Raw genomic sequence first — 20933 nt, 5'->3', positions numbered from 1 at the left:
TGGGAGGTCATCAAAGACAGAGATCTGGCCCGCCGCCCCCTCTCCCGCTCTCCCCCCTGCGGGGAGAGAGGGCTGGCTGAGGGCTTCATCGGCGGTAGCGATCGCTTCCGAAAGCCGGGCGGCGTTGCGATCGATCGCCTCGCCGATGCGCGCCTCGGCCGCCTGGCGCAGGACGGCCTTCAGCGCCGATCCGGTCAGTCTGCGCGCGCTCATGGCCGTTCCTCCTCGGTATCGAGCACGAGAAACCGCCGCGTCTCGTCCGGGTCGCGCCAGGCGGTGATGCGGAGCGAGCGGCCGCGATGGGCGATCCGCATGCCGCCCGCCAGATCGGCGCGGAAGCGGACGGTGATGCGATGGGTGAGCCGCGTCGCGAGCCGATCGGACGCCGCATCCTCGCGCGCCGAGACCGGGTCGATCGCCGCCCAGACGGTCGCGAGCGCCTCCCAGGTGAGCGCGGCGCCGCCGGCCCCGTCCGGCGTTGCGACCGGGCGTTGGATCGTGACGCGATGCGCCAGAATGCCGGGATCGAAGGCGGCCGTCACAGCGCATGCACGCGGTAGGGCGCCGTCAGCGCCTGGAAGCCGAGCGGCGCCACCCAGCCGGCGAGATCGGAGCCGACCGCGCCGCGATGCTCGTACCAATGCGCCACCAGCATCAGGATCGCCTGACGGAGCGGCGCGGGAACATCCCCCGCCGCCGGGCCATAGCCGGCCGTCACATCGATTTCGATGCCGTTTTCATAGAGCGCCGCCGCCGGCCGGCTCGCGAAGACGATCCGCCCCGGCACGGCGGCGCGATCGAGCCTGTAGCCGGCGGGATCGAGCACATGCGGCACGCCGGCCATGTCGTAGAGCGTGACGGTGTCGATCGAGATCAGCGGGGTGACCGGCAGTTCGACGATCCGCCCGCGCGGCCAACCGTCGCGATAGAGGCGCCAGGCCTGCGTGATCAGCGCGCGCCGCGTCGCGACCTCGACATGGATGCGCGCCGAGACGATGGCGGCCGCGAGGAGCGCGTCGTCGGCGTCGCCATCAAGGCGCAGATGCGCCTTGACCTCGTCAAGCGTAACCGGCTCGATCGCCGGCCCGGTGATGAGAGCTGCGGTCATGGGATTTCCTAGAAGTGAAGCTATGGCGAAGGGGCTAAACCCTCCCCTTGAGGGAGGGTCAAAACCGCCTTGGCGGTTTTGGGGAGGGGGCGCTTTCTCCGGCCAGCACGCTTTCGGCTGACGCCGAAGCTACCCCCGCCCCGAAAACGCAAGGGCGTTTTCGACCCGCCCTCCAGGGGCGGGTTCAAGCAAGAACAGCGGCTACGAAGTCCCGAACTTCAGCAGCTTGATCGCATCAAAGTCCTGGACGCCGCCGCCGACGCGCTTGGTGGTGTAGAAGAGCACATAGGGCTTGGCCGAATAGGGATCGCGCAGCACGCGGACGCCGAGGCGGTCGACCACCAGATAGCCGCGCTTGAAATCGCCGAAGGCGAGCGCCAGCGCATTGGCCGCGATATCGGGCATGTCCTCGGCTTCGGTCACCGGGAAGCCGAGCAGCGAGGCCTCCCCGCCCGCCATGGCCGCCGGCTGCCAGAGATAATGGCCGTCGGCATCCTTCAGTTTGCGGATGACGGCTTGCGTGCGGCGGTTCAGCACGAAGCGGGCATTGGCGCGATAGCCGGCCTTCAGCGCATAGATCAGGTCGACCAGGATGTCGGACGGGTTGCTCGCCGGCAGCGCGGCGGAAACGCCGGTCGCGAGATAGCCGAGCTTGCCCCAGGCCCAGGCGCTCTCGAGCGCGGTCGGATAGGCGAGGAAGCCCTTCGGCTTGTTGGTGCCGTCGCCCGAGACGAAGGCCGTGCCCTCCTGCGTCGCGAAGGCGCCCTCCACTTCCGCCGCGATCCACTCGTCGATATTGACCGCGCTGTCGTCGAGCAGCGCGGCGGTCGCGGCCGGCATGGCGTAAAGCTCCATGGCGGGAAAATCGAGTGCCGCGATGGTGGGCGATGTCGTCTGGCTGCGCGCATCCGTCTCGCCGGCCCAGCCGACCGCCGGGCCCGCCGTCATGAAGGGCTTGCGATAGGTGCCCGACGAGACCTGGCGCACATCGGCGATGGCGCGGATCGGCGAGATCGCGGCGAGCCGCTTGCCGATTTCCGTCTCGGTCTCAACAGGCACGAGATAGCCGCCATCGGCGTTCGAGCCGGCCGAAAGCGCCTTCTGCTCGATGCGGCGATAGCCATCCTCGTCGCCGGCGCGGATATAGCTTTCGAACGCCGCCTTGTGCTCAGACGGCGCGCGGCTCGCCGCCCGCTCGGCCGAAAGCGGCGGGCGACGGCTCTTCAGCGTCAGTTCGTCGAGCGCCTTGTTGATGCGGTCGAGCTTGTCGGTGGTGACGATATCGGCGGTGAATTTCTGCTCGATCTCGGCGAGGCGCTCGTCATTCGTTTCCTTGAACGCCTCGAAGGCGCGCATGAAATCATCGAAGGCGGCGCCGACATCGCCGCTTTCGGCGGCTTTGAATTCGGGCGCGGCGGCGGGAACGTCGGTCATCGGCTGGTCCTTTGGTTGAGGGTAAGCGCCGCCCGCCGCATCCGGGCGGCGAGGCGAAGGGTAGACGATTTGACGGCCGCGATGCGCGCTTCGGGCTGCATCGGGAAGGTGACGACCGAGACCTCCCAGAGGTCGATCTCGGAAAGCTGGCGCGTGCCGGCCTTGCGATCGGCGCGGGCCTTGACGGTCTTGAAGCCGATCGAGAGCCCGTCGAGCGCGCCGGCCCGCATCAGCGCCAGCGCCTCGCGGCCCCGGGCGACATCGGCCATGATGCAGCCCCGCACGAACAGCCCGCGCCGGTCTTCGACGAGCGCGAGCCAGACGCCGATCGGCGCGGCCGGATCATGCTGGTAGAGCATGCGAATGCCGTTCACGCCGCGCGCCCGGATGGAGCGGGCAAAGGCGCCGGGCATGACGATATCGCCGGAGAGATCGGCGCTGCCGAACAGGCTCGCATAACCGGAAAAGACACCCTCGCCATCGACGCCGGACAAATCGGCGGCGGCGAACTTCACCTCGAGCGCGGGACGGAGTCCGGTGGGCGGAATGGGTACGGGCAGGATCGGAGCAGGCATGGGTTCTCCTTCACGGGCGGTTGCGCCGGCGTGGGACGAGTCATTTCAGTTTGTTAGGCGGCTTTGTTGAGAGGTTGATTCCGCTGCACGCCGAGATCGCGCGCAGGCTGAACATCGACCGAGACTCGAATTCCAGAGACGGCATCCCCTCCCCCTCGTGGGGAGGGCCAGGGAGGGGGAGCGCCGGGGCAGGGCGCGGGCTGTCAGGATTGCATTCGGCCCGGCTCACGTTCGATGCCCGGCAAGGTCCTCTGTCCGATTCTTCCCGTGTAAGGGTCGTCGTACACCAAGAATAAAACCTGCTCGACTCTGCGAATGCAGTCTGTTTCTTTAGCTTCTCGACCTCAGGAGATAGAAATGTCTGCTAGAATTGCCATAGCCTACGGAACTCATATGCCGTCCCGGCAGAAGGCGTCCGATCTCATCGAGCGATATTTTCATATCGTTCCCGAAACGGAGCGTATGAGAGATCTGGCAGGGCCCAATGATACGCTACAGATACTTCTGGAGTGGTCTTGGTGGAAGCAGCTAATCGTCTCAGGCGCAGCAATCTATGTCTCGGCGATTGTAGCCGAAGCCGGAAAAGACAGCTGGGTAGGTATCAAGGGGCTCCTAACGAAACGAAAATCGGACAAAAAGAAAACACCCCCATTGGAAGATCCCATCCAAGAGCTATCAACTATCGCGCGCGAAGCGCAGGGCGCAGGCAATTCTGTCATCCTCGGACTTCCGCTGGCCAGTCAGACTCCGAAACGAAATATAGGCATAGAGCTAAGCGGATTCGCTCCAGATGAAGTATTCAAAGCGGCAGCAACGCTTGCCTTGATAGGAGAAAGCTTGGCGTCGACCGTTGATGAACTTGTCGCTCAAAATTACAGCGTTTACGCTGTTGAGGGCAATTCGGATCGCAGTTGCAGAATCAGGCTCAATGAGGATGGTTCGAGTGCGGTCGCCTTCCGGGTGCACCCTACGGATTTCCGCTCTTCCTACACGCTAACAGTAATCTATGATAGCAGTGGCAAGGAAGTTGAGAGATTGCAGTCGCCAATGAAGAGTACTTTTTGAAATTCAGGATGATATAGAAACATCCAAGATAATTTTTCAAAGGCAAGTCATTATTCGTGACTCGACTGACATTTCATCAAGCATCCATTTTCCAATGGATCGGCAGACCGAAATACGAGAACTCATAGCGTCCATACCCTTCTTGCAGCGAGGTGCGCAAAGGGAAAGAGCGGAGGCAGCGTGCGGACTGTCGGGAATGGGGAAAGGGCCTATCCGGAGAAACCGAGCCGGTACCCCCTCCCCAAATGGGGGCGGGAGAAGAGGAGTCCGGCCCTCTGGCAGAGCTTCAAGCAATCAGGATCGGCGCTACCGGCCCGTCAGCAGCTTTTCCAGCACGCCGGCGAAATCGCGGAACACCCGGCGGTGGTCCGCATCCGGCCGTCCGAGCAGTCGCTTCAGCAGGATGGTCATGGTGGTCTCCCGATCAGATGTTCGAATGATTGGCCTGCCGTCCCCACACTCCGCCGTCATCCCGGGCGGCGCGAAGCGCAGACCCGGGATCCACCCAGCCGTGAAGCCTCGCGGCTGGATGGATCCCCGCTTTCGCGGGGATGACGGCGGAGCGGCGGGATGACTGACGGAGTGCGGTGTCGACGACGCGCTCCGCCGGCAAGGCAGAACGCCTCGGCGAGCGCCGAAGCTACCCCCACCCCGAAAGCGCTGCGCGTTTTCAACCCGCCCTCCAGGGGCGGGTTGAAGAAAGGGCAGGCTCAGTTCCCCGCCAGCGGCCGTGGCCACAGCGCGGCCTGGGCCGTCCGCACCGATTCCAGAGGCGGACAAACCCTCCCCTCGAGGGAGGGTCAAAACCGCGCAGCGGTTTTGGGGAGGGGGTGCTTGCGCACGACGACGCGCGCTCCACCGGTCAGGCAGAACGCTTCGGCTCTCGCCGAAGCTACCCCCGCCCCGAAAGCGCTGCGCACTTTCGACCCGCCCTCCGGGGGCGGGTTGAAGCAAGAGCGGGCTCAGTTCCCCGCCAGCGGCCGTGGCCATAGCGCGGCCTGGGCCGCCCACGCTGATTCCAGAGGCGCCCAAACCCTCCCCTCGAGGGAGGGTCAAAACCGCGCAGCGGTTTTGGGGAGGGGGTGCTTGCGCACGACGACGCGCTCCACCGGCAAGGCAGAACGCTTCGGCTCTCGCCGAAGCTACCCCCGCCCCGAAAGCGCTGCGCACTTTCAACCCGCCCTCCGGGGGCGGGTTAAGGAAGGAAAGCCACGGCCAAAACACCAAGGCGCAGAATCCCTTACCGCCTTCCATTGAAGAACTGATTCAGCCGCGCGATCTCGGCGACGAAATCGTTGAAGCGGCGGTTGGAGGCCGCGAGCTCCTTGAGCGCCCAGACGAGCAGCCCGCTGGAGCCCGACGCCCAGAGGAACAGCGCGAGATGGGCGAGATCGCCGCGCGTGGCAAAGACCTTGGTCAGGGCGTCCATTCTCCTTCTCCCTCTTCTTCTCCCGCTCCCTCGCTGCCGCCCACGCCGGCCGGTCCATAGCCGACGGCCGCGCGCTTCTCGTCGCGCGAGAGGAACCCCGCCGCCTCGACCCGCGACCAGAGCGCCGCGCGTTCGACCGAGAGCGCCTCCACCGCATCGGCGTCGTACCAGAGGCGCAGCGTCTCGCCATAAGCCGGCGCCAGCCATGCGGTCAGCGCCTGCGCCGTGCGGCCGACCAGCGGCAGCACGGTCTGGCGCCAGAAGGCGCGGTTCGCCTCCTGATAATTGGCATAGGTGGCGTCGCCGGGAATGCCGAGCAGCATGGGCGGGACGCCGAAAGCGAGCGCGATCTCGCGCGCCGCGCCGTTCTTCGCTTCCATGAAATCCATGTCGTGCGGCGAGAGCGACATCGCCGTCCAGTCGAGCCCGCCTTCGAGCAGAAGCGGCCGGCCGGCGTTCATCGCGCCCTGATAATTCGTCTCCAATTCGCGCTTCAGCCGCTCGAACTGGTCCTGGCTCAGCGTGCCGCCGCCCTCGCCCTTATAGACCAGCGCGCCGGAAGGCCGGGCGGCATTATCGAGCAGCGCCTTGTTCCAGGCGCCGGCGGCATTGTGGATGTCGAGCGCGATGGCGGCGGCTTCGAGCGGGGCGAAGCCGTAATGATCGTCGAGCGGATGGAAGAGCCTGAGATGCAGGATCGGCGACGGCCCATCGCCGATCGGAAACCGCACGGAGCGGCCCGCGACGGCATAATCATAGGCCTCGGGCCAGCCATCGGCGCCGGGCACGATCTTCATCCGGTCGGGGCGCAGCGTGTGCAGTTCGGCCGGCTTCGTGCCCAGCATGACCAGCTCGGCATAGGCATTGCCGGCGACGAGCAGATTGCCATAGAGCGCCTCCAGGAACGCCGCGCCGGATTGACGCCGGTTCGGATGGGCGAGCAGGTCGGTCAGCGGATGCGCCGCGATCTCGTCCGCGCCCTCATAGAGCAGCCAGGGCACGGAGGCGGCCGCTTCCGCGATCATGGTGACGGCGCGATAGACGACGGCGTTCTTCATGAAGCCCTCGCGCGCCAGGCTGGCGAGATCGCGCCCCGTCCAGACGGGCCGCCCCTGCACCTGCAGCGCGATCAGCGGCCCGGTCCGCGAGGCCTTCGCCTCGGGCACGACAACGCGCCGCCCGAACAGGCGGTCGAGAACGCTCGGTTTCATGGGTTGCTCCGTCGAAGGACGTTTTGAGTTGCTCTCGCCTCGGCACGGCGAGAGGGGCGCCGGGCTGCTCAAGACCGCGCAGCTACTCGCAGCCGCGGCAAAGGCAAACCGATGGCTCGTTCCGAAATGATCGCCTGCGGCGTATCTGGAGGTTGCACATGAGCGCGCCTGCCCGCGCTCAGTCTTTCCCGGCGTCGCGATGTGTTCTCATGAACGCCCAGACGATCGAACCAATGGTGGTGCCGCCCAGAATCGCCGCGACCCAAGGCTGGCGGTAGACGATGGCAAAGACCGTGACAGCCAGGCTCACCAGCACGAAGGCGAAGGACAGAACGCGACCGAGCAAATCCGCGCGGGCGAAAATGCGCATCTCCTCGCGTTCCATGGCGCGGCGATGGTCGGATTCGCTCTCCCACTGGCGCATGATGCGCTCGGCGCCGTTTTCGACGACATCGTCGAACTGCTTCAGGAATTGTGGCGGCGGAAGGGGGCCGACCCAGGCCTCATGACGAATGGAAATATCAGGTGTCCGCTCATCCGTGGCGTCCGGACGGCGTGGCGTATCGCCAATGGTTGATTGATCCCGACTACTCGGTGGGTTACTTGGCGGGCCGCTCACGCCCCGCCACCTTCCTCAGATCAGCACCGATGCGATCCCAATCGCTGGCGAGCGCGCGCGCGGACTTAGACGCCGTCGAGCCGCTCTCGCTGCGGCGAAGCGGATGGGCGAATATCGCGAGTGCGCCCAAGCCCTTCACAAAGGCTTCGGCCGTCGTGCTGCTGGCAGATTTCTTCGACATCGTCATTCCTCGGCTCACCCTCAAGAGATGCGCCGAATACCGCCGCAAATCAAGGGATCGACCAGCTCCATGTCCGGGCCCGCGCCAGTCTATCGGATCATCCACCCCCTCACAGCCACCGCACCCTCGGCTCGGCCGGCGGCTTCAGCATCAGCGCGGTCAGCGCCCAGACGAGCGCGTCGAGCCGGTCCGGCGAGCGGCCATTGGCGAGCCCTTCCGGGCCGAAATCGGCCATTTCATCTTCGAGTGCGGGAAACGTCCCCGCATGGCGCACCCTGCCCTGCGCATAAAGCGCGGCCACCGGCTCGGCGCGGAGATATTTGCCCCGCGTCGCCCGCACGCTCGTCACCGGCACGCCGGGATCGATCTCCGCGATGACGCTTTCCACCATGTCGCCGCCCTGGTTCACCTCCGCGACCAGCCCATCGGCGTCGAGCGCGCGATAGAGCCCCACCGCCGCGGCCGCCCAGGCGGCGGGCTTCACCTCGGCGAGGCTGCGATCAGCCAGCACATAGCCGACGCCATCGACGCCGAGACCGCAGGCGACGATGCCACAGGCATCCGCCCACTTGCGGCGCGAGGCGGGCGGATCGACCGCGACCACGATCCGCGCCAGTTCCGGCGCCTCGTCGACCCGCATCGCCTCGATGCCGTTGCGGCTCCAGAGCCCGTCGGCGCGATCCTCGATCAGTTCGCCGTCGATCTCCTGCCGGCCGAGCCGCGTGCCCTGATAACGCCCGACGACACGCTCCAGAAAGCCCGGCGCGAGATTGCCGAGATTGGCGCGCGTCGAGGCGCGTGTGATCACCGTCCGCTCCGCCTTGACCAGCCGGCGCAGCAGCGGCGTGGCGCGGGGCGTGGTCGTCACCAATTGGCGCGGCACGGTCCCGAGGCGCAGGCCGAATTGCAGCATGTCCCAGCACGCCTCCTGATGGCGCCATTTGCCCAGCTCGTCCGCCCAGGCGGCCTCGAATTGCGGCCCGCGCAGGCTCTCCGGATCCTCGGAGGAGAAGCAGAACGCCACCGCGCCGCTCGGCCATTCGAGCCTGCGGCGCGAGGGCTGCCAGAGCGGCCGCGCGCCGGCATCGTGCACCGAAAGCAGGCCCGAGACGCCCTCGATCATCACGTCGCGCACATCGGCCAGCGTCTCGCCGATGAGCGCGATCCGCCCGACCGGCGCCGGCGCGAAACCCGGCCGCCCGGCGACCAGCCCGCGCACCCATTCCGCGCCGGCCCGCGTCTTGCCCGCGCCGCGCCCGCCGATCATCAGCCAGGTGAGCCAGTCGCCATCGGGCGGCCATTGGTCGTCGCGGGACCAGAACGCCCAATCCTTGCCGATCGCGTCGAAATCACCCGCCGCCCGGATCGTCCGCGTCAGAATATCCGCGGGGTCCCAGCCCAGCCGGGTCAAGCGCCGCCATTCGTCGCGCAAGCTCGGCGCGCAGTGCGTCGTGATCGACGGGAGCATGGTTCCGCTCCTCCTTCTCCTCGTCGGCGCGCAGACCGTTCAGCGTCTCGAAGGTGCGGGCGAGCGCCGCCAGCATGCGGGCATCCTTCTCGTCCGCCGCCGCCCCGCCCCCGGCATAGCGCTTTTCCAGCGCCGCGATCTGCCGCTCGAAGGAGCGGAAGAGCCGCGCCACCAGCGCCGCCCGGTCGGGCAGACGATGCGCCGGCTTCGGATGCGCAGCGCGCCGCCCCGGCCGGGCGGCCGGCATCGCCCATCCCTCGGCGAGCGCGCGCTTCATGATGGTCGGCCGCGTCTGGCCGTGCTTTTCGGCGATCGCGCGCTGGCTGAGCAACCCGGCCTCGCAATCGGCGCGGATCGCGGCCCAATCGGCCGACACCTCGTCATCGGCCATGGCCGAGCCTCCGCTTTTTCCATGGAGAGAAGGCGGCGCGCTTTACCCGCGCGGCCCGCTTCGCGAAAATGATCCCGGAGGAACCATCATGCTGATCATCTTTGGCGGCCTGCCCGGCACCGGCAAGACCACGCTCTCGCGTGCGCTCGCCGCCGCGCGCCGCGCGACCTATCTGCGCATCGACATCATCGAGCAGGCGCTGCGCGAGGCCGGCCATCAGGGCCCGATCACCGCCGAGGGCTATGTGATCGCCTATGCGCTCGCGAGCGCCAATCTCCGCCTCGGCGCCACCGTCGTCGCCGACAGCGTCAACCCGATCGCGCTCACCCGCGACGCCTGGCGCAAGGTCGCGACCGAGTCCGGCGCGCCCTTCGTGGAGATCGAGATCATCTGCTCCGATCCGGCCGAACACCGCCGCCGCGTCGAGACGCGGGAAAACGATATAGAAGGCCATGTGCAGCCGACATGGCGAGAGGTGGTGGAGCGCGACTATGAACCCTGGACACGCGACAGGATCGTGATCGACACGGCCGGACGCCCGGCCGAAGAAGCGCTGGCCGAACTGACCCGCGCCCTCCCCTGACCGCCGCCCCGAAGCGCAACTGTCCGACTATACCTGAACCCTACCCGAACAGCGTGACGCTGTCAAGGACTTTATTCCTAGTTTCTTTCCACCACCTTCTTCGCGCCACCTCCCGTTCGCCCCTCGGCCAGGGCCCGGAATCGGGACGGGTGAGAACGGAATCATCCCCGCCCGCCACGCCAAAATGCTAATCTGCAGGTGACACGCCTTGCGTGTGATCGGCATTTCGGAGGACATGGCGATGACGGCTTATAATGTGGTGCGCTTCCGCGTGAAGCCCGGCGAGGAGCGTGCGTTCGAGGAGCTTTTCCGCAGCATTCCGCGTCCGTTCGACGGCATGCGGAAGGCGGCGCTGATCAAGACCGGAGACCGCACCTATTGCTCGATCGCCGAATGGGAGAGCTTCGACCATATCGTCGGCGCGCGTCCGCAGATGATCGGCAATCTCGACGGCTTCCGCCATCTCCTGGAAGAATTCGCCGATGGCGCCGGCGTGACCGACGCCGTATCCGGCGAGGCGGTGTTCGAGATCACGCCGAACGGCTGAGCGCGGCCGGTTCGGTCGCGCGAGGAATTGTCATCGCGGCTGGCATCTGAGCGGTCTGCGGCTGCGCGTCGTGACCGTGCGTCCCGGGCTGCGCCCAACCCGCCACCCCTGCCAGCGGCGCCCCCGCACCCAACCCCCCACCAAGCGAAGCCTCAACAACCGGCTTGCCGCAAGCAGCCATCCGGCGTAATCGGCGTTGTCGCGAAAAGCGGCCGCTCGTCTTTGTTGCCCTTTAGCGACCGACCGGCGGCCAAGCATACGCCGCCCATGCGCCCTTCGCGGCATGGCCGGCCAGCGTCTCCCTGAAGCCACGCCTGACCTGTCAGGCCTTGTCCCAAGCCGTGAGCGCCTCGTCGCGCTGAAGCGCTTGCGCCATTCGGAGCGCGCCATGAACACGTCTCTCATCGTCATCTTCGCCACCATCATGCTCGATGCCGTCGGCATCGGGCTGATCTTCCCGATCCTGCCTTCGCTGCTGCAGGAGGTCACCAAGGCTGGAAACGTCGCGCCCTATATCGGCGTCATGACCGCCCTTTACGCCGTCATGCAGTTCGTCTTCGCGCCGGTGCTCGGCGCCTTGAGCGATCGGCTCGGGCGCCGGCCCATCCTGCTGATCTCGCTCGCCGGCGCGGCGGTGAACTATCTGTTCCTCGCCTTCGCCCCCAGTCTCTCGCTGCTCTTTCTCGGCCGCGCCATTGCGGGCCTGACGAGCGCCAACATCTCGGTCGCAACCGCCTACATCACGGACATCTCGCCCGAGGACAAGCGCGCGCGCCGCTTCGGGCTCCTCAACGCCATGTTCGGCGTCGGCTTCATCGTCGGCCCGGTGCTGGGCGGCCTGCTCGGCGATCACTGGCTGCGCCTGCCCTTCATCGCCGCCGCCGCGCTCAACGCCTGCAATCTCCTGCTCGCTTTCTTCGTCCTGCCGGAATCGCGCGTGACCACAGGGGAGACGATCGACCTTTCCGCCCTCAATCCGCTCCTCCCCTTGCGCTGGGTGTTCGGCATGAAGGGCCTGCTGCCGATCGTCGTCATCTTCTTCCTCTTCAGCGCCACAGGCGAAGCCTATGGCACCTGCTGGGCGCTCTGGGGCCGCGACGCCTTCCAGTGGAGCGGCCTCTGGATCGGGCTTTCGCTCGGCGTGTTCGGCGCCTGCCAGGCGATCGCCCAGGCCTTCCTGCCCGGCCCGGCCGTGAAGCTGCTCGGCGAGCGGGCGGCGATCATGACGGGCATAGCCAGCGTCTCGCTGGCTTTGGCCGTCATGGCCTTCGCGCCTCGGGGCTGGATGATCTTCGCCATCATGCCGGTCTTCGCCCTTGGCGGCCTCGGCGTGCCGGCCTTGCAGTCACTGGCGACCCGGCTGGTCGATGAGGACAGGCAGGGCCAGTTTCAGGGCGTGCTGGTCTCGACCATCGGCCTCGCCTCGATCATCGCGCCCCTCGCCTTCTCGATGCTCTATTTTGCCGTTCGCGATGGCTGGCCTGGCGCCATCTGGCTTTCCGTCATGGCGCTTTACGCGCTCGCCATTCCGCTAGTTCTCCGCCTGCGGATGACCAAGCCCGCCACCGGCGACGCCTGAAAGCGCGTTGCACGATCGCGCCGTTGCCCTGACGAGCAACGGCCGGGGCCGGCGTGCGGTCGGGGGCCCCCACAGCCCCCTTCCGTCGCGCTACCCCGGCCGCGCTCCTCCCGGTTCAATCCCGTAAAACCAGGCCTGCGTCCGGTCCTCGGAAAAGTCCGGAGAAGTCAAAGCCAACTCCTCAGGCGGCTCGTCGCCCGAGCGCCCGCATGTTCTCGATCCAGCCGGCCCGTGCGGCCGCGCTCACCCCCTCGGCATTGCCGAGGAACGTCTCGCGCACCGGCTTGATGCCGACGAAATTCAATATGTTGCGCTCCATTCCGCGCACGCCATGCGCGCGATAGAACCAGCGATAGAAGAAGCCCGGCATGCCCATGGTGACGATCACCCGCGCCGAGCGGCCGGCGAGCAGCTTCTTCGGCAGGCCCTTCTCCTGGTGCGCGAAGGCGAGCCCCGGCCGCATCACATGCTCCAGAAAGCCCTTGAGCAGCGCCGGCATGGTGCCGAGCCAGAGCGGGAAGATGAAGACGATGTGCTGCGCGCCATGGATCGCGTCGCTCGCCGCCTCCAGCGTCGCCGGCAGCGCGCCATGGAGAAACTCGGCCTCGCTGCGCATCAGCGGAAAATCCAGCGCAGCAAGCTCGACCCGCACCACCTCATGGCCCGCCGCTGCGGCGGCTTCGGCATAGGCATCGGCGAGTGCATGGCAGAGATGGCGTTCGCCCGGATCCGGGTGACCCTGGATGATCACGATTCTGCTGGCCAAGGCACGGCCTCCTCATCTCGTCTTGCAGGCCAGAATAGGCGGGCGCGCCGATAAGGCCTTGATCTTGATCAACAGCGGTCGGGCCGCTCCGTTCCCGCAACCCGCCCGGCGCGCGAAGCGCGGCGGGACAGGAGGGACATGCTGGATTATCGTCGGGCGAGACCGGCCGCGACGCGGCGGGGAAAAAGGGAGAAAACGCCGTGACCGACGCCACCACCATGACCACAGCGACCAGCGAAGCCGCCGCCCGGCCGGGCCTGCCGCGCTTCGATCTTTCCGGCCGCACGGCGCTGGTCACGGGCGCCGGCCGGGGCCTCGGCCGCGCCGCCGCCCTCGCGCTCGCCGCATCGGGCGCCGATGTCGCGCTCGGCCTGCGCGAGGTCGAGGCCGATGGCGGGCTCACGGCCGAGATCGAGGCGATGGGCCGCCGCGCGCTGGCGCTGCCGATGAACGTGCTCGACCTGCCGCAGGCCTATGCCGCGGTCGACGAGGCCATCGCCGCCTTCGGCCATCTCGATATTCTCGTCAACAATGTCGGCGGCGGCACGCTCGGGCCGATCGAGGCCTTTTCCGAGGCCGAGTTCGATTTCACGATCGATCTCAACGTCAAGTCGACCTTCTTCCTGTCGCAATATGTCGGCCGCCACATGATCGCCCGCAGCCGCGGCGCGATCGTCAACATGGGCTCGCAAGCCGGGGCGATCGCGCTGCCCGGCGAGGGCATTTATTGCCTCTCCAAGGCCGCCGTCTCGCATATGACGAAGTGCTTCGCGGTCGAATGGGGCAAGCATAATGTCCGCGTCAATTGCGTGGCGCCGACCTTCATCCATACCGACGGCACGGCGAAGATGCTCTCCGACGAGGCCTTCCACGCCGATGTGATCGAGCGCATCGCCGCGCTGCACCGGATCGGCGAGCCGGAGGAAGTCTCCGGCGCGGTCGTGTTCCTCGCCTCCGACGCGGCTTCGATGATCACCGGGCAGACGCTGCTCATCGATGGCGGCTGGACGGCGCGGTAGCGCACGCGCCGATCCGCCCGGATCAGGATCTGCAAATCGGAGGGACCTGCCGGGCCGATGGGCGTCCGATGGTCTTTCGACACGCCCGACGGTGAAATACGGCGCCGCCTCCCGGCGACGCCGCTCGTTGCCTTGCCCGCCTAGTTGGCAGCTTACTTGGCGGCGGCCGCAGCCTCGATGACGGCGGCGACTTCCGCTGCATGAGACGCCAGCGAGGCGTGGCTGCCATCGACCTTCGTCACCTTGGCCTTGATGCGCCCGGCGAAGAATTCCTGCGCATGCGGGTCGAGAACGAGGTCCTTCGTGCTGAGGACGTACCAGCTCGGCTTGTCGTGCCACGCCGCGACGGTGGCCGGAGCATCGAAAGCGGTATGGTTGATCGGCATCTGATGGGCCGCCAGATGCTCGCCGACCGCCTTGGGAAGATCACCGGCGACGGCGCTCGGGAACACGGCCGGGTCGATCGTCAGATAGCCCTTGCTGTCGGGACGGATCGCCGCGGTGCCCGGCGTGGCCGGCCCGCCCGCCGCCAGCGCCGAAACGCTTTCGCCCTTATCAGGCGCAAAGGCGGAGACGTAGACCAGCGCCTTGACCTTGGCATTGTCGCCGGCCTCGCCGATCACGACGCCGCCCCAGGAATGGCCCACGAGAACGGTCGGTCCATCCTGCGCGTCGAGAACGGCCTCGGTGGCGGCGACGTCATCGGCCAGCGAGGTCAGCGGGTTCTTGACGGCGGTGACGGTATAGCCCTTGGCGGCAAGGATCGCGGCAACGCCGTCCCAGCTCGACGCGTCCACGAAGGCGCCATGCACCAGGACGATGTTCTTGATAGTGCCCTTCGGCAGGGCGGTCTGGGCGAAGGCCGGGGCGGCGCCCAGCATCGCGGTGGAGAACATGAGGGCAGAGATGAGAAGGGATTTCATTTCAAAGCTCCATTTGCGGCGCCTCGGCGCCAGGGGATGTCAGTCCGGACGTTCTGCGATAGTCTCGGCGCCGCGTTTCGTCGTTCCAGCATTCTGGCGAAATCCGATAACGCTTTGATTTATCTTTGTTAGTCCGTCTCAGAAGACACCCGTAAATTAGGATGTGGCGCCGTGAGTGACCATGACCGGGACCCCGCAAGGCATGCTCCATCGTCCAGAGCTGCGAGCATGCTCGCAGCCCGGGTCGACCTGCTGTCGCAGATGCTCGATCTGGTGAGGCTTCGCGGCGAGCTGGTGTTCTCCGTCGACCTCAACCAGCCCTGGGCGCTGCGTTTCCAGCCCGGATCGGCCTATTTCTTCGTGGTTCTCGAGGGGAAACTCAGCGTCGCGGTGGCGGGCGAGCCGCCCGTCGAGGCGATTGCCGGAGATCTGGTCATGCTGCCTCGCGGCGTCGGCCACGTCCTGACCGATGGCAGCGGCGCAGCGGAGGCGAATGCCGACGAATTGATGGCGGCGCAGTTCACGGATGAGCGCCTCGGTCTGCGCCATGGCGGCAATGGCGCGCAGACCCGGCTCATCGCCGGGTCGTTCCATTTCGAAAGCTCGGCCGTGCCGTGGGTCGTTTCGGCGCTTCCGGCCGTCATCCATATCGAGAAGTCAGGCGGACAGACTGGCGGATGGCTCGAGGGACTGGCCCATTTCATGATGATGGAAGCCCAGACCGTCTATCCAGGCTCTTCCGTCATGATCTCCCGCTTGATCGACGTGCTGATCATTCGCGTGATCCGGACCTGGGCGCAGACGAGCCACCCGAACAATACCGGATGGCTGGGCGCCCTGGCGGATCCGCGCATCAGCCGCGCGCTCAAATCCATCCATGACGAGCCGTTTCGCAAATGGAGCGTTGCCGAGCTCGCGAACTCGGTCGGAATGTCCCGGTCGAGCTTTGCCGATCGGTTCTCGTCGCTGGTCCAGCAAGGGCCTCTGTCCTACCAGACCCGATGGCGGCTGACGCTGGCGCACGGGTTCATGCGGCAGTCGAATGCGCGCGTCGGCGATGTGGCGAGGCGGGTCGGCTATGATTCCGAAGCCGCGTTCAGCCGCGCCTTCAAGGCGCAGTTCGGTGTTTCTCCCGTCGATATCAGGGCAACCAGCGAGGGGCGGCCGTAGCCGGGCGCGCCCTTCCGGCGAATGTCGCGCGGCGATTTCGGCGCGTCCGATCAGGGCCCTCCCCGCTCTATTCGGCGGCCTTCGTCGTCTCGTCGGCGTCGAAGGCGGGGAGGTTCTGCACGATCCAGCGCCAGAAGGGCAGGATCTGCAGCAGCAATTCGCGGCCGAGCGGCGTCAGCTCGTAATCGACGCGCGGCGGCACCTGCGGATAGAGCGTGCGGGTGACGAGGCGGTCGGCTTCCAGCATGCGCAGCGTCTGCGTCAGCATCTTCTGGCTGATGCCGTCGACGCGCTCCATCAGCCGCGAGAAGCGCAGCGGCGCCCCCGCCTCGGCCAGCACCTGCAAGACACCGAGCGGCCATTTCGCCGATACACGCTCCAGCAGTTCGCGGGCGCGATTATCCTCCGCCTCGCTCATGCTGGCGCAGAATTCGGATGGCTCTTGCGGGCGTTCGACAATGGTTACCATGAGGTGTGTATAGATCATCCGGGTGCCTTCTTTCAATACGGAACCATCGGTTCTATCTCGGGCGGGTCCGCTTGAAGGAGAACCATTCCATGTCGAAGACCTGGCTCATCACAGGCAGTTCGCGCGGTTTCGGCCGTGCGCTCGCCGAGGCCGTGCTCGCCGCCGGCGACAACCTCATCGCCACCGCGCGCAATCCCGCCCAGCTCGCCGATCTCGTCGCCCGCCATGGCGACAGGGTCCGCGCGGTCGCGCTCGACGTCACCGATCCCGCCGCCGCGCGCGCTGCCGTCAAGGCGGCGGTGGACGCCTTCGGGCAGCTGGATGTCGTCGTCAACAATGCCGGCTATGGCGACGTCGCCTCGATCGAGGATATGAGCGAGGCCGATTTCCGCGCCCAGATCGAGACCAATCTGTTCGGCGTGGTCCATGTCAGCCGCGCCGCCCTGCCCGTGCTGCGAGCGCAGCGCGCCGGCCATATCATCCAGTTTTCATCGATCGGCGGGCGGACCAGCGCGCCCGGCCTTTCCGCCTATCAGGCGGCGAAATGGGCGGTGGAGGGCTTTTCGGAAGTGCTCGCCAAGGAGGTCGGCCCGCTCGGCATCAAGGTCACGATCCTGGAGCCCGGCGCCTTCCGCACCGACTGGGCCGGCGCGTCGATGACGGTGCATGAAAGCCATCCCGATTATGACGCGACCGTCGGCGCCATGGCGCGCTTCCGCGCCAGCCATGACGGCGCGCAGCAGGGCGATCCGGCCAGGGCGGCGGCGGTGATCCTGCATATTGCCGGTCTCGCTGAGCCGCCGCTCCGCCTGCTGCTCGGCAGCGACGCCGTCCGCATCGCCGAGGCGGCCGACCGCGCGCGGATGGAGAACGACCAGGCATGGCGCGCGCTCAGCCTCTCCACGGATTTCGACACACAGGACGCCGGCGCGCTCGATCTCCCCTGGGAGCGGCGATGACGGGCGCCTTCTGCGGCCAATCCGCCTGATGCGCGCAAAGCGTGGAACCATTGGCGGGCTCAAAGATTGAAGCGGGCTTGATTCACCAATGGAAGTTTCCCCGCATGAAGCAGAACACGCTCTTCCTCGTCATCGGCGCGCTCGTCGTCGTCGTTATCGGCCTTGGCATCTATGTCTATCGCGAGGAGACGCAGCCGAAGGGCGTCGAGATGAAGATCGACCAGAACGGCGTGTCCGTGCAGGGGAAATAGCGCCACCGGCCGGCCACGGCTCCAGCCGGCCGCCGCCGCCCTCCCCCGAAATGAAAGGGCCGCGCCCCTCGCAGGACGCGGCCCTTTTTCGTGTCCGCCCTTTGGGCGCTTACTGGTTAACCTGCTGCAGGCTGCGCTGCAGGGCCGCCTGGAGCTTAGCGATCTGCTCCGCCGTCAGCTTGGGCGGATCGAGCGTGATCTTGAGATCGTCGATCGTGCCGGTGAAATCGAACGGCACCTGGTAGTCGGCGCTGACGCCGGTCAGCGTATCGGCGCCGATGTCGAAACTCTCGTCGATCGGCAGCAGCAGCGGGATGGTGCGATCCATCGTCTGCGTCGCCACGACCGCGCCGTCGATCTTGAACGTGCCCGTGCCGCCATGGCCGACGCCGCTCGTATCGTTGAAGGCGAGCGTCGCGAAGCCGAGGCCGTCATAGGCGAAATCGAACTCGATCGTATGCTTGCCCGGCGCCAGAACATCCGGCCCCTCCCAGCGCACTTCCTTCAGGCCGAGCAGGTTCCACACAAAGACCGGCTTGCCCTTGAGCAGATACATGCCATAGCCGCCGAAACGGCCGCCTATCGTGTTGATCATGCCCTCGGCGCCGCCGGCCGGCACCTCTATATCGGCCTTGATCACATAAGAGGTGTTGAGCACGTTCGGCGCGGCCGCGCGCGGCAGGCCGACCATCCTGCGGCCGGAGAAGCTGAACTCCGTCCGTCCCGCCGTGGTGCCCGGGCGCGCCTCGACCACGCGCGATGCGACGGAGGCGTCGAGCGGCAGCACCTGATGGCTGGCGAGCTCGGTCCAGAGCCTGTCCTGCATCTCGCGCAGCTTGGCCGGATTTTGCGCCGCCACGTCGTGGTCCTGCGTCCAGTCCTTGTTGATGTCGAACAATTCCCATTTGAACGCCGTCGCCGGGTCCGCGATCGCCGCGCTCGCCATGTTCCAGGGCATGTTGAGCGGAACGGTGCTGAGCATCCAGCCGTCATGCCAGAGCGCCCGCATGCCGAACATCTCGAAATACTGCGTGTGATGGCGGGTCGGCGCGTCGGCATTGGCCTTGTCGAAGGTATAGGCGAGGCTCGTGCCCTCGATCGGCTTCTGCGCGACGCCGTCCACCACCGCCGGCGCCGGAATGCCGGTCACCTCGAGCAGCGTCGGCACGATGTCGACGACATGGGCGAACTGGTTGCGGATGCCGCCCTTGTCGGTGATCACCTTGGGCCAGGAGATCGCGACGCCCTGCCGCGTGCCGCCGAAATAGGAGGCGACCTGCTTGGTCCATTTGAAGGGGGTATCGAAGGCCCAGGCCCACGGAACCGCCATGTGCGGATAGGTCTTGTCGGTGCCCCAGGCGTCATAGAACTTCATCTGCTCGGCGACCGGCAGCTCGACGCCGTTGAAGACGAGCCCTTCATTCGGCGTGCCGTTCGGCGTGCCCTCAGCGGAGGCGCCGTTATCGCCGCTGATATAGATGATCAGCGTGTTGTCGAACTTGCCCATGTCGCGCACGGCCTGGATCACGCGGCCGATCTCGTGATCGGTATAGGCGAGATAGGCGGCATAGACCTCGGCCTGGCGGATGAAGAGCTTCTTCTCGTCCGGCCCGAGCTGGTCCCAGTTCTTCAGAAGGCCATCCGGCCAGGGCGTCAGATCGGCGCTCTGCGGGATGACGCCGAGACGCTTCTGATTGGCGAAGATGGTGTCGCGCAGGCTGTTCCAGCCGCCATCGAAGAGATGCATCGCATGGATCTTGTCGATCCATTCGGGGGTTGGATGATGCGGCGCATGCGTGCCGCCCGGCACGTAATAGAGGAAGAACGGCATCTTCGGGTTGACGTCGTTCAGCGTGTTCATCCAGTCGATGGCGTCATCGGCCATCGCGGTGATCAGGTTCCACTTCGGATTGTTCTGGAAGGGATAGATCTGCGTCGTATTGAGGAAGAGGTTCGGCTGCCACTGGCTGGTATCGCCGCCCTGGAAACCATAATAATGCTCGAAGCCCATGCCGTTCGGCCATTGGTCGAAGGGGCCGGCCGGGCTCTGCGCGAAATCGGGCGTGTTGTGGTTCTTGCCGATCCAGGCGGTGCGATAGCCGTTCTCGATCAGGATCCGCCCGATCGTCGCGTTTTCCGGCCCGATGACGCTGTTATAGCCGGGGAAGCCGGTCGATTGCTCCGACACCACGCCGAAGCCGACGGAATGATGGTTCTTGCCGGTGATCAGAGCGGCGCGCGTCGGCGAGCAGAGCGCGGTCGAATGGAAATTGGTGTAGCGCAGGCCCGCCTGCGCGATCTCGTCCAGCGCCGGCGTCGGGATCACGCCGCCAAAGGTCGACGGCGCGGAGAAGCCGACATCATCCGTCATGATCAGGAGAATGTTCGGCGCGCCCTCCGGCGGCACGATGCGCGGCGCCCAGGAGGGCGTCGATTGCAGCGCGTTCAGATCGATCCGCCCGGCAAAGGGCGCAGGCGGATTGGGCAGCACGCGGCCATCAATGGTCGTCGTGGCGTTGGGCGCGCCGGGCACGCCCGTGGTCTGCAGCGCCTCAGGCCGCCCGGCCGGAAAGGCGGGATTATCCTGCGCCCACACCGGCAGCACGCCGCCGAGACCGATCGAAACGATCGCGGCCGCCGTGCCCAGCAATATCCTCGAAATGCTCATGGCGTTCCCCACATATCATGACCTTGGCGATCAACTTGAGAACTACGCCGCTTCATCGGCGATTGCTTTGATCCGGATCAAATATATCGACGACACTCAAGTATAAACGCCGACAGGACACGCCGTTTCTAGCACGGGATTCTTGGGCGCGGAAGTTGCGGCGGGATGGGGGGGATGGGGGGGCACGTCGTCGCCTCGGACGCCGCGCGGAGCCGCTGCAGGATGACGTAGTGACCACGCGGCGGGCAAAGTTCACTGAGGACAACACCTCCGTTGAGCCTATCGCCGCTGGATCATCCATCCGATGATGAATGCTCACCCTGACGGACAACGTCGGAAGTCGCATTCTGTGTGTCCGCTGGGTTATACGCCTGCGGACAAGCCCCTATACTCCGCCTTATGTCGCTTGAGATGCAGTGCGCCGCGGCCCTTAAGAAAACACGTTGCGCTGTGCCGAAATCCGAACATGCACAACTGATGTGCGGGCCATGGGGGATACAGCTGTACGAAGGGAATTG

General features: G+C 66.4%; 23 protein-coding genes. 8 read left to right on the top strand and 15 right to left on the bottom strand.

From position 1 onward, the window contains the following. The 5 genes from QO014_RS23370 to QO014_RS23350 form a co-directional block, all read right to left on the bottom strand. Nucleotides 1-213: hypothetical protein (locus tag QO014_RS23370; RefSeq protein ID WP_266351161.1), on the bottom strand; the 213-nt coding region annotated here is incomplete at its 3' end. Beyond that, nucleotides 210-542: a phage head closure protein gene (locus QO014_RS23365; protein ID WP_266351160.1), complete on the bottom strand. Its 333-nt coding sequence runs from the start codon at nt 540-542 to the stop codon at nt 210-212. The genes QO014_RS23370 and QO014_RS23365, both read right to left, overlap by 4 nt. Then, the gene (locus QO014_RS23360; protein ID WP_266351159.1) at nt 539-1108 is read right to left on the bottom strand and encodes a head-tail connector protein; all 570 of its coding nucleotides are present in this window, start codon (nt 1106-1108) and stop codon (nt 539-541) included. The genes QO014_RS23365 and QO014_RS23360 overlap by 4 nt, the downstream gene beginning before the upstream one ends. 201 nt (nt 1109-1309) lie before the next feature. Next, nucleotides 1310-2542, bottom strand: a complete 1233-nt coding sequence (locus QO014_RS23355) for a phage major capsid protein (protein ID WP_266351158.1) — start codon at nt 2540-2542, stop codon at nt 1310-1312. Continuing rightward, nucleotides 2539-3117, bottom strand: coding sequence for an HK97 family phage prohead protease (locus QO014_RS23350; RefSeq protein ID WP_266351157.1), 579 nt, complete (start codon nt 3115-3117; stop codon nt 2539-2541). Before QO014_RS23350 ends, QO014_RS23355 begins: the two co-directional genes overlap by 4 nt. Nucleotides 3118-3474: 357 nt before the next feature. Between QO014_RS23350 and QO014_RS23345 the strand changes: the two genes are divergently transcribed. Next, entirely contained in the window at nt 3475-4182 is a 708-nt protein-coding gene (locus QO014_RS23345; protein ID WP_266351156.1) for a hypothetical protein, read from the top strand. 1240 nt (nt 4183-5422) lie between these two features. Here QO014_RS23345 and QO014_RS23340 read toward each other — a convergent pair. From QO014_RS23340 to QO014_RS23315, 6 genes are all read right to left on the bottom strand, one after another. Further along, nucleotides 5423-5611 carry a hypothetical protein gene (locus tag QO014_RS23340; protein ID WP_266351155.1) on the bottom strand — a complete coding sequence of 63 codons (189 nt, stop codon included), beginning with the start codon at nt 5609-5611 and terminating at the stop codon, nt 5423-5425. Beyond that, nucleotides 5599-6822, bottom strand: coding sequence for a phage portal protein (locus tag QO014_RS23335; RefSeq protein WP_266351154.1), 1224 nt, complete (start codon nt 6820-6822; stop codon nt 5599-5601). Before QO014_RS23335 ends, QO014_RS23340 begins: the two co-directional genes overlap by 13 nt. A gap of 178 nt (nt 6823-7000) precedes the next feature. After that, nucleotides 7001-7441 (bottom strand): DUF2335 domain-containing protein, encoded by a 441-nt coding sequence (locus QO014_RS23330; protein ID WP_266351153.1) that lies wholly within the window; start codon nt 7439-7441, stop codon nt 7001-7003. Beyond that, nucleotides 7422-7622 (bottom strand): hypothetical protein, encoded by a 201-nt coding sequence (locus QO014_RS23325; RefSeq protein ID WP_266351152.1) that lies wholly within the window; start codon nt 7620-7622, stop codon nt 7422-7424. Before QO014_RS23325 ends, QO014_RS23330 begins: the two co-directional genes overlap by 20 nt. A 109-nt stretch (nt 7623-7731) precedes the next feature. Next, nucleotides 7732-9033, bottom strand: a complete 1302-nt coding sequence (locus QO014_RS23320) for a DNA-packaging protein (protein WP_370877201.1) — start codon at nt 9031-9033, stop codon at nt 7732-7734. Then, on the bottom strand, nt 8972-9481 hold the full coding sequence (locus tag QO014_RS23315) for a hypothetical protein (protein ID WP_266351151.1): 510 nt from the start codon (nt 9479-9481) through the stop codon (nt 8972-8974). The genes QO014_RS23320 and QO014_RS23315 overlap by 62 nt, the downstream gene beginning before the upstream one ends. Nucleotides 9482-9569: 88 nt before the next feature. Between QO014_RS23315 and QO014_RS23310 the strand changes: the two genes are divergently transcribed. From QO014_RS23310 to QO014_RS23300, 3 genes are all read left to right on the top strand, one after another. Continuing rightward, nucleotides 9570-10064 (top strand): P-loop nucleotide/nucleoside kinase family protein, encoded by a 495-nt coding sequence (locus QO014_RS23310; protein ID WP_266351150.1) that lies wholly within the window; start codon nt 9570-9572, stop codon nt 10062-10064. Nucleotides 10065-10305: 241 nt separating this feature from the next. Continuing rightward, on the top strand, nt 10306-10611 hold the full coding sequence (locus QO014_RS23305) for an antibiotic biosynthesis monooxygenase (RefSeq protein ID WP_266351149.1): 306 nt from the start codon (nt 10306-10308) through the stop codon (nt 10609-10611). Between the two features lie 388 nt (nt 10612-10999). Continuing rightward, nucleotides 11000-12190 (top strand): TCR/Tet family MFS transporter, encoded by a 1191-nt coding sequence (locus QO014_RS23300; RefSeq protein WP_266351148.1) that lies wholly within the window; start codon nt 11000-11002, stop codon nt 12188-12190. A gap of 181 nt (nt 12191-12371) precedes the next feature. Here the strand turns inward: QO014_RS23300 and QO014_RS23295 are convergent, their stop codons facing one another. Next, entirely contained in the window at nt 12372-12956 is a 585-nt protein-coding gene (locus QO014_RS23295; protein WP_266351147.1) for an NAD(P)H-dependent oxidoreductase, read from the bottom strand. A gap of 218 nt (nt 12957-13174) precedes the next feature. Here QO014_RS23295 and QO014_RS23290 point away from each other — a divergent pair, with 218 nt between their 5' ends. Further along, the gene (locus QO014_RS23290) at nt 13175-13975 is read left to right on the top strand and encodes an SDR family NAD(P)-dependent oxidoreductase (RefSeq protein ID WP_266351187.1); all 801 of its coding nucleotides are present in this window, start codon (nt 13175-13177) and stop codon (nt 13973-13975) included. Nucleotides 13976-14127: 152 nt separating this feature from the next. On the opposite strand, the gene QO014_RS23285 is transcribed toward QO014_RS23290, so the two are convergent. After that, nucleotides 14128-14898: an alpha/beta fold hydrolase gene (locus tag QO014_RS23285; protein WP_266351146.1), complete on the bottom strand. Its 771-nt coding sequence runs from the start codon at nt 14896-14898 to the stop codon at nt 14128-14130. A 228-nt stretch (nt 14899-15126) separates the two neighbouring features. Between QO014_RS23285 and QO014_RS23280 the strand changes: the two genes are divergently transcribed. Further along, complete coding sequence (locus tag QO014_RS23280) at nt 15127-16068, top strand: AraC family transcriptional regulator (RefSeq protein WP_266351145.1); 942 nt, start codon at nt 15127-15129, stop codon at nt 16066-16068. Nucleotides 16069-16135: 67 nt separating this feature from the next. Here the strand turns inward: QO014_RS23280 and QO014_RS23275 are convergent, their stop codons facing one another. Further along, entirely contained in the window at nt 16136-16555 is a 420-nt protein-coding gene (locus tag QO014_RS23275; protein ID WP_266351144.1) for a winged helix-turn-helix transcriptional regulator, read from the bottom strand. 71 nt (nt 16556-16626) lie between these two features. Between QO014_RS23275 and QO014_RS23270 the strand changes: the two genes are divergently transcribed. Together QO014_RS23270 and QO014_RS23265 are read left to right on the top strand one after the other, a co-directional pair. Further along, nucleotides 16627-17496 (top strand): oxidoreductase, encoded by an 870-nt coding sequence (locus tag QO014_RS23270; protein WP_266351143.1) that lies wholly within the window; start codon nt 16627-16629, stop codon nt 17494-17496. Nucleotides 17497-17600: 104 nt separating this feature from the next. Beyond that, nucleotides 17601-17747 carry a hypothetical protein gene (locus QO014_RS23265; protein WP_266351142.1) on the top strand — a complete coding sequence of 49 codons (147 nt, stop codon included), beginning with the start codon at nt 17601-17603 and terminating at the stop codon, nt 17745-17747. A 109-nt stretch (nt 17748-17856) separates the two neighbouring features. Here the strand turns inward: QO014_RS23265 and QO014_RS23260 are convergent, their stop codons facing one another. After that, nucleotides 17857-20415, bottom strand: a complete 2559-nt coding sequence (locus tag QO014_RS23260) for an arylsulfatase (protein WP_266351141.1) — start codon at nt 20413-20415, stop codon at nt 17857-17859. Between the last annotated feature and the right edge of the window lie 518 nt (nt 20416-20933).

This window comes from Kaistia dalseonensis (assembly GCF_030814715.1).
GTDB classification, from domain to species: Bacteria; Pseudomonadota; Alphaproteobacteria; order Rhizobiales; family Kaistiaceae; genus Kaistia; species Kaistia dalseonensis.
The sequence above is the reverse complement of the archived record's forward strand: the minus strand, read 5'-3'. Positions and strand labels throughout refer to the sequence as shown.

Bases quoted from the DNA above. Each gene is read 5' to 3' on its own strand.
- QO014_RS23360 (WP_266351159.1), bottom strand. From the start codon at position 1,108: ATGACCGCAGCTCTCATCACCGGGCCGGCGATCGAGCCGGTTACGCTT.
- QO014_RS23355 (WP_266351158.1), bottom strand. From the start codon at position 2,542: ATGACCGACGTTCCCGCCGCCGCGCCCGAATTCAAAGCCGCCGAAAGC.
- QO014_RS23350 (WP_266351157.1), bottom strand. From the start codon at position 3,117: ATGCCTGCTCCGATCCTGCCCGTACCCATTCCGCCCACCGGACTCCGT.
- QO014_RS23345 (WP_266351156.1), top strand. From the start codon at position 3,475: ATGTCTGCTAGAATTGCCATAGCCTACGGAACTCATATGCCGTCCCGG.
- QO014_RS23340 (WP_266351155.1), bottom strand. From the start codon at position 5,611: ATGGACGCCCTGACCAAGGTCTTTGCCACGCGCGGCGATCTCGCCCAT.
- QO014_RS23335 (WP_266351154.1), bottom strand. From the start codon at position 6,822: ATGAAACCGAGCGTTCTCGACCGCCTGTTCGGGCGGCGCGTTGTCGTG.
- QO014_RS23325 (WP_266351152.1), bottom strand. From the start codon at position 7,622: ATGTCGAAGAAATCTGCCAGCAGCACGACGGCCGAAGCCTTTGTGAAG.
- QO014_RS23315 (WP_266351151.1), bottom strand. From the start codon at position 9,481: ATGGCCGATGACGAGGTGTCGGCCGATTGGGCCGCGATCCGCGCCGAT.
- QO014_RS23310 (WP_266351150.1), top strand. From the start codon at position 9,570: ATGCTGATCATCTTTGGCGGCCTGCCCGGCACCGGCAAGACCACGCTC.
- QO014_RS23305 (WP_266351149.1), top strand. From the start codon at position 10,306: ATGACGGCTTATAATGTGGTGCGCTTCCGCGTGAAGCCCGGCGAGGAG.
- QO014_RS23300 (WP_266351148.1), top strand. From the start codon at position 11,000: ATGAACACGTCTCTCATCGTCATCTTCGCCACCATCATGCTCGATGCC.
- QO014_RS23290 (WP_266351187.1), top strand. From the start codon at position 13,175: ATGACCACAGCGACCAGCGAAGCCGCCGCCCGGCCGGGCCTGCCGCGC.
- QO014_RS23285 (WP_266351146.1), bottom strand. From the start codon at position 14,898: ATGAAATCCCTTCTCATCTCTGCCCTCATGTTCTCCACCGCGATGCTG.
- QO014_RS23280 (WP_266351145.1), top strand. From the start codon at position 15,127: ATGCTCGCAGCCCGGGTCGACCTGCTGTCGCAGATGCTCGATCTGGTG.
- QO014_RS23275 (WP_266351144.1), bottom strand. From the start codon at position 16,555: ATGATCTATACACACCTCATGGTAACCATTGTCGAACGCCCGCAAGAG.
- QO014_RS23270 (WP_266351143.1), top strand. From the start codon at position 16,627: ATGTCGAAGACCTGGCTCATCACAGGCAGTTCGCGCGGTTTCGGCCGT.
- QO014_RS23265 (WP_266351142.1), top strand. From the start codon at position 17,601: ATGAAGCAGAACACGCTCTTCCTCGTCATCGGCGCGCTCGTCGTCGTC.
- QO014_RS23260 (WP_266351141.1), bottom strand. From the start codon at position 20,415: ATGAGCATTTCGAGGATATTGCTGGGCACGGCGGCCGCGATCGTTTCG.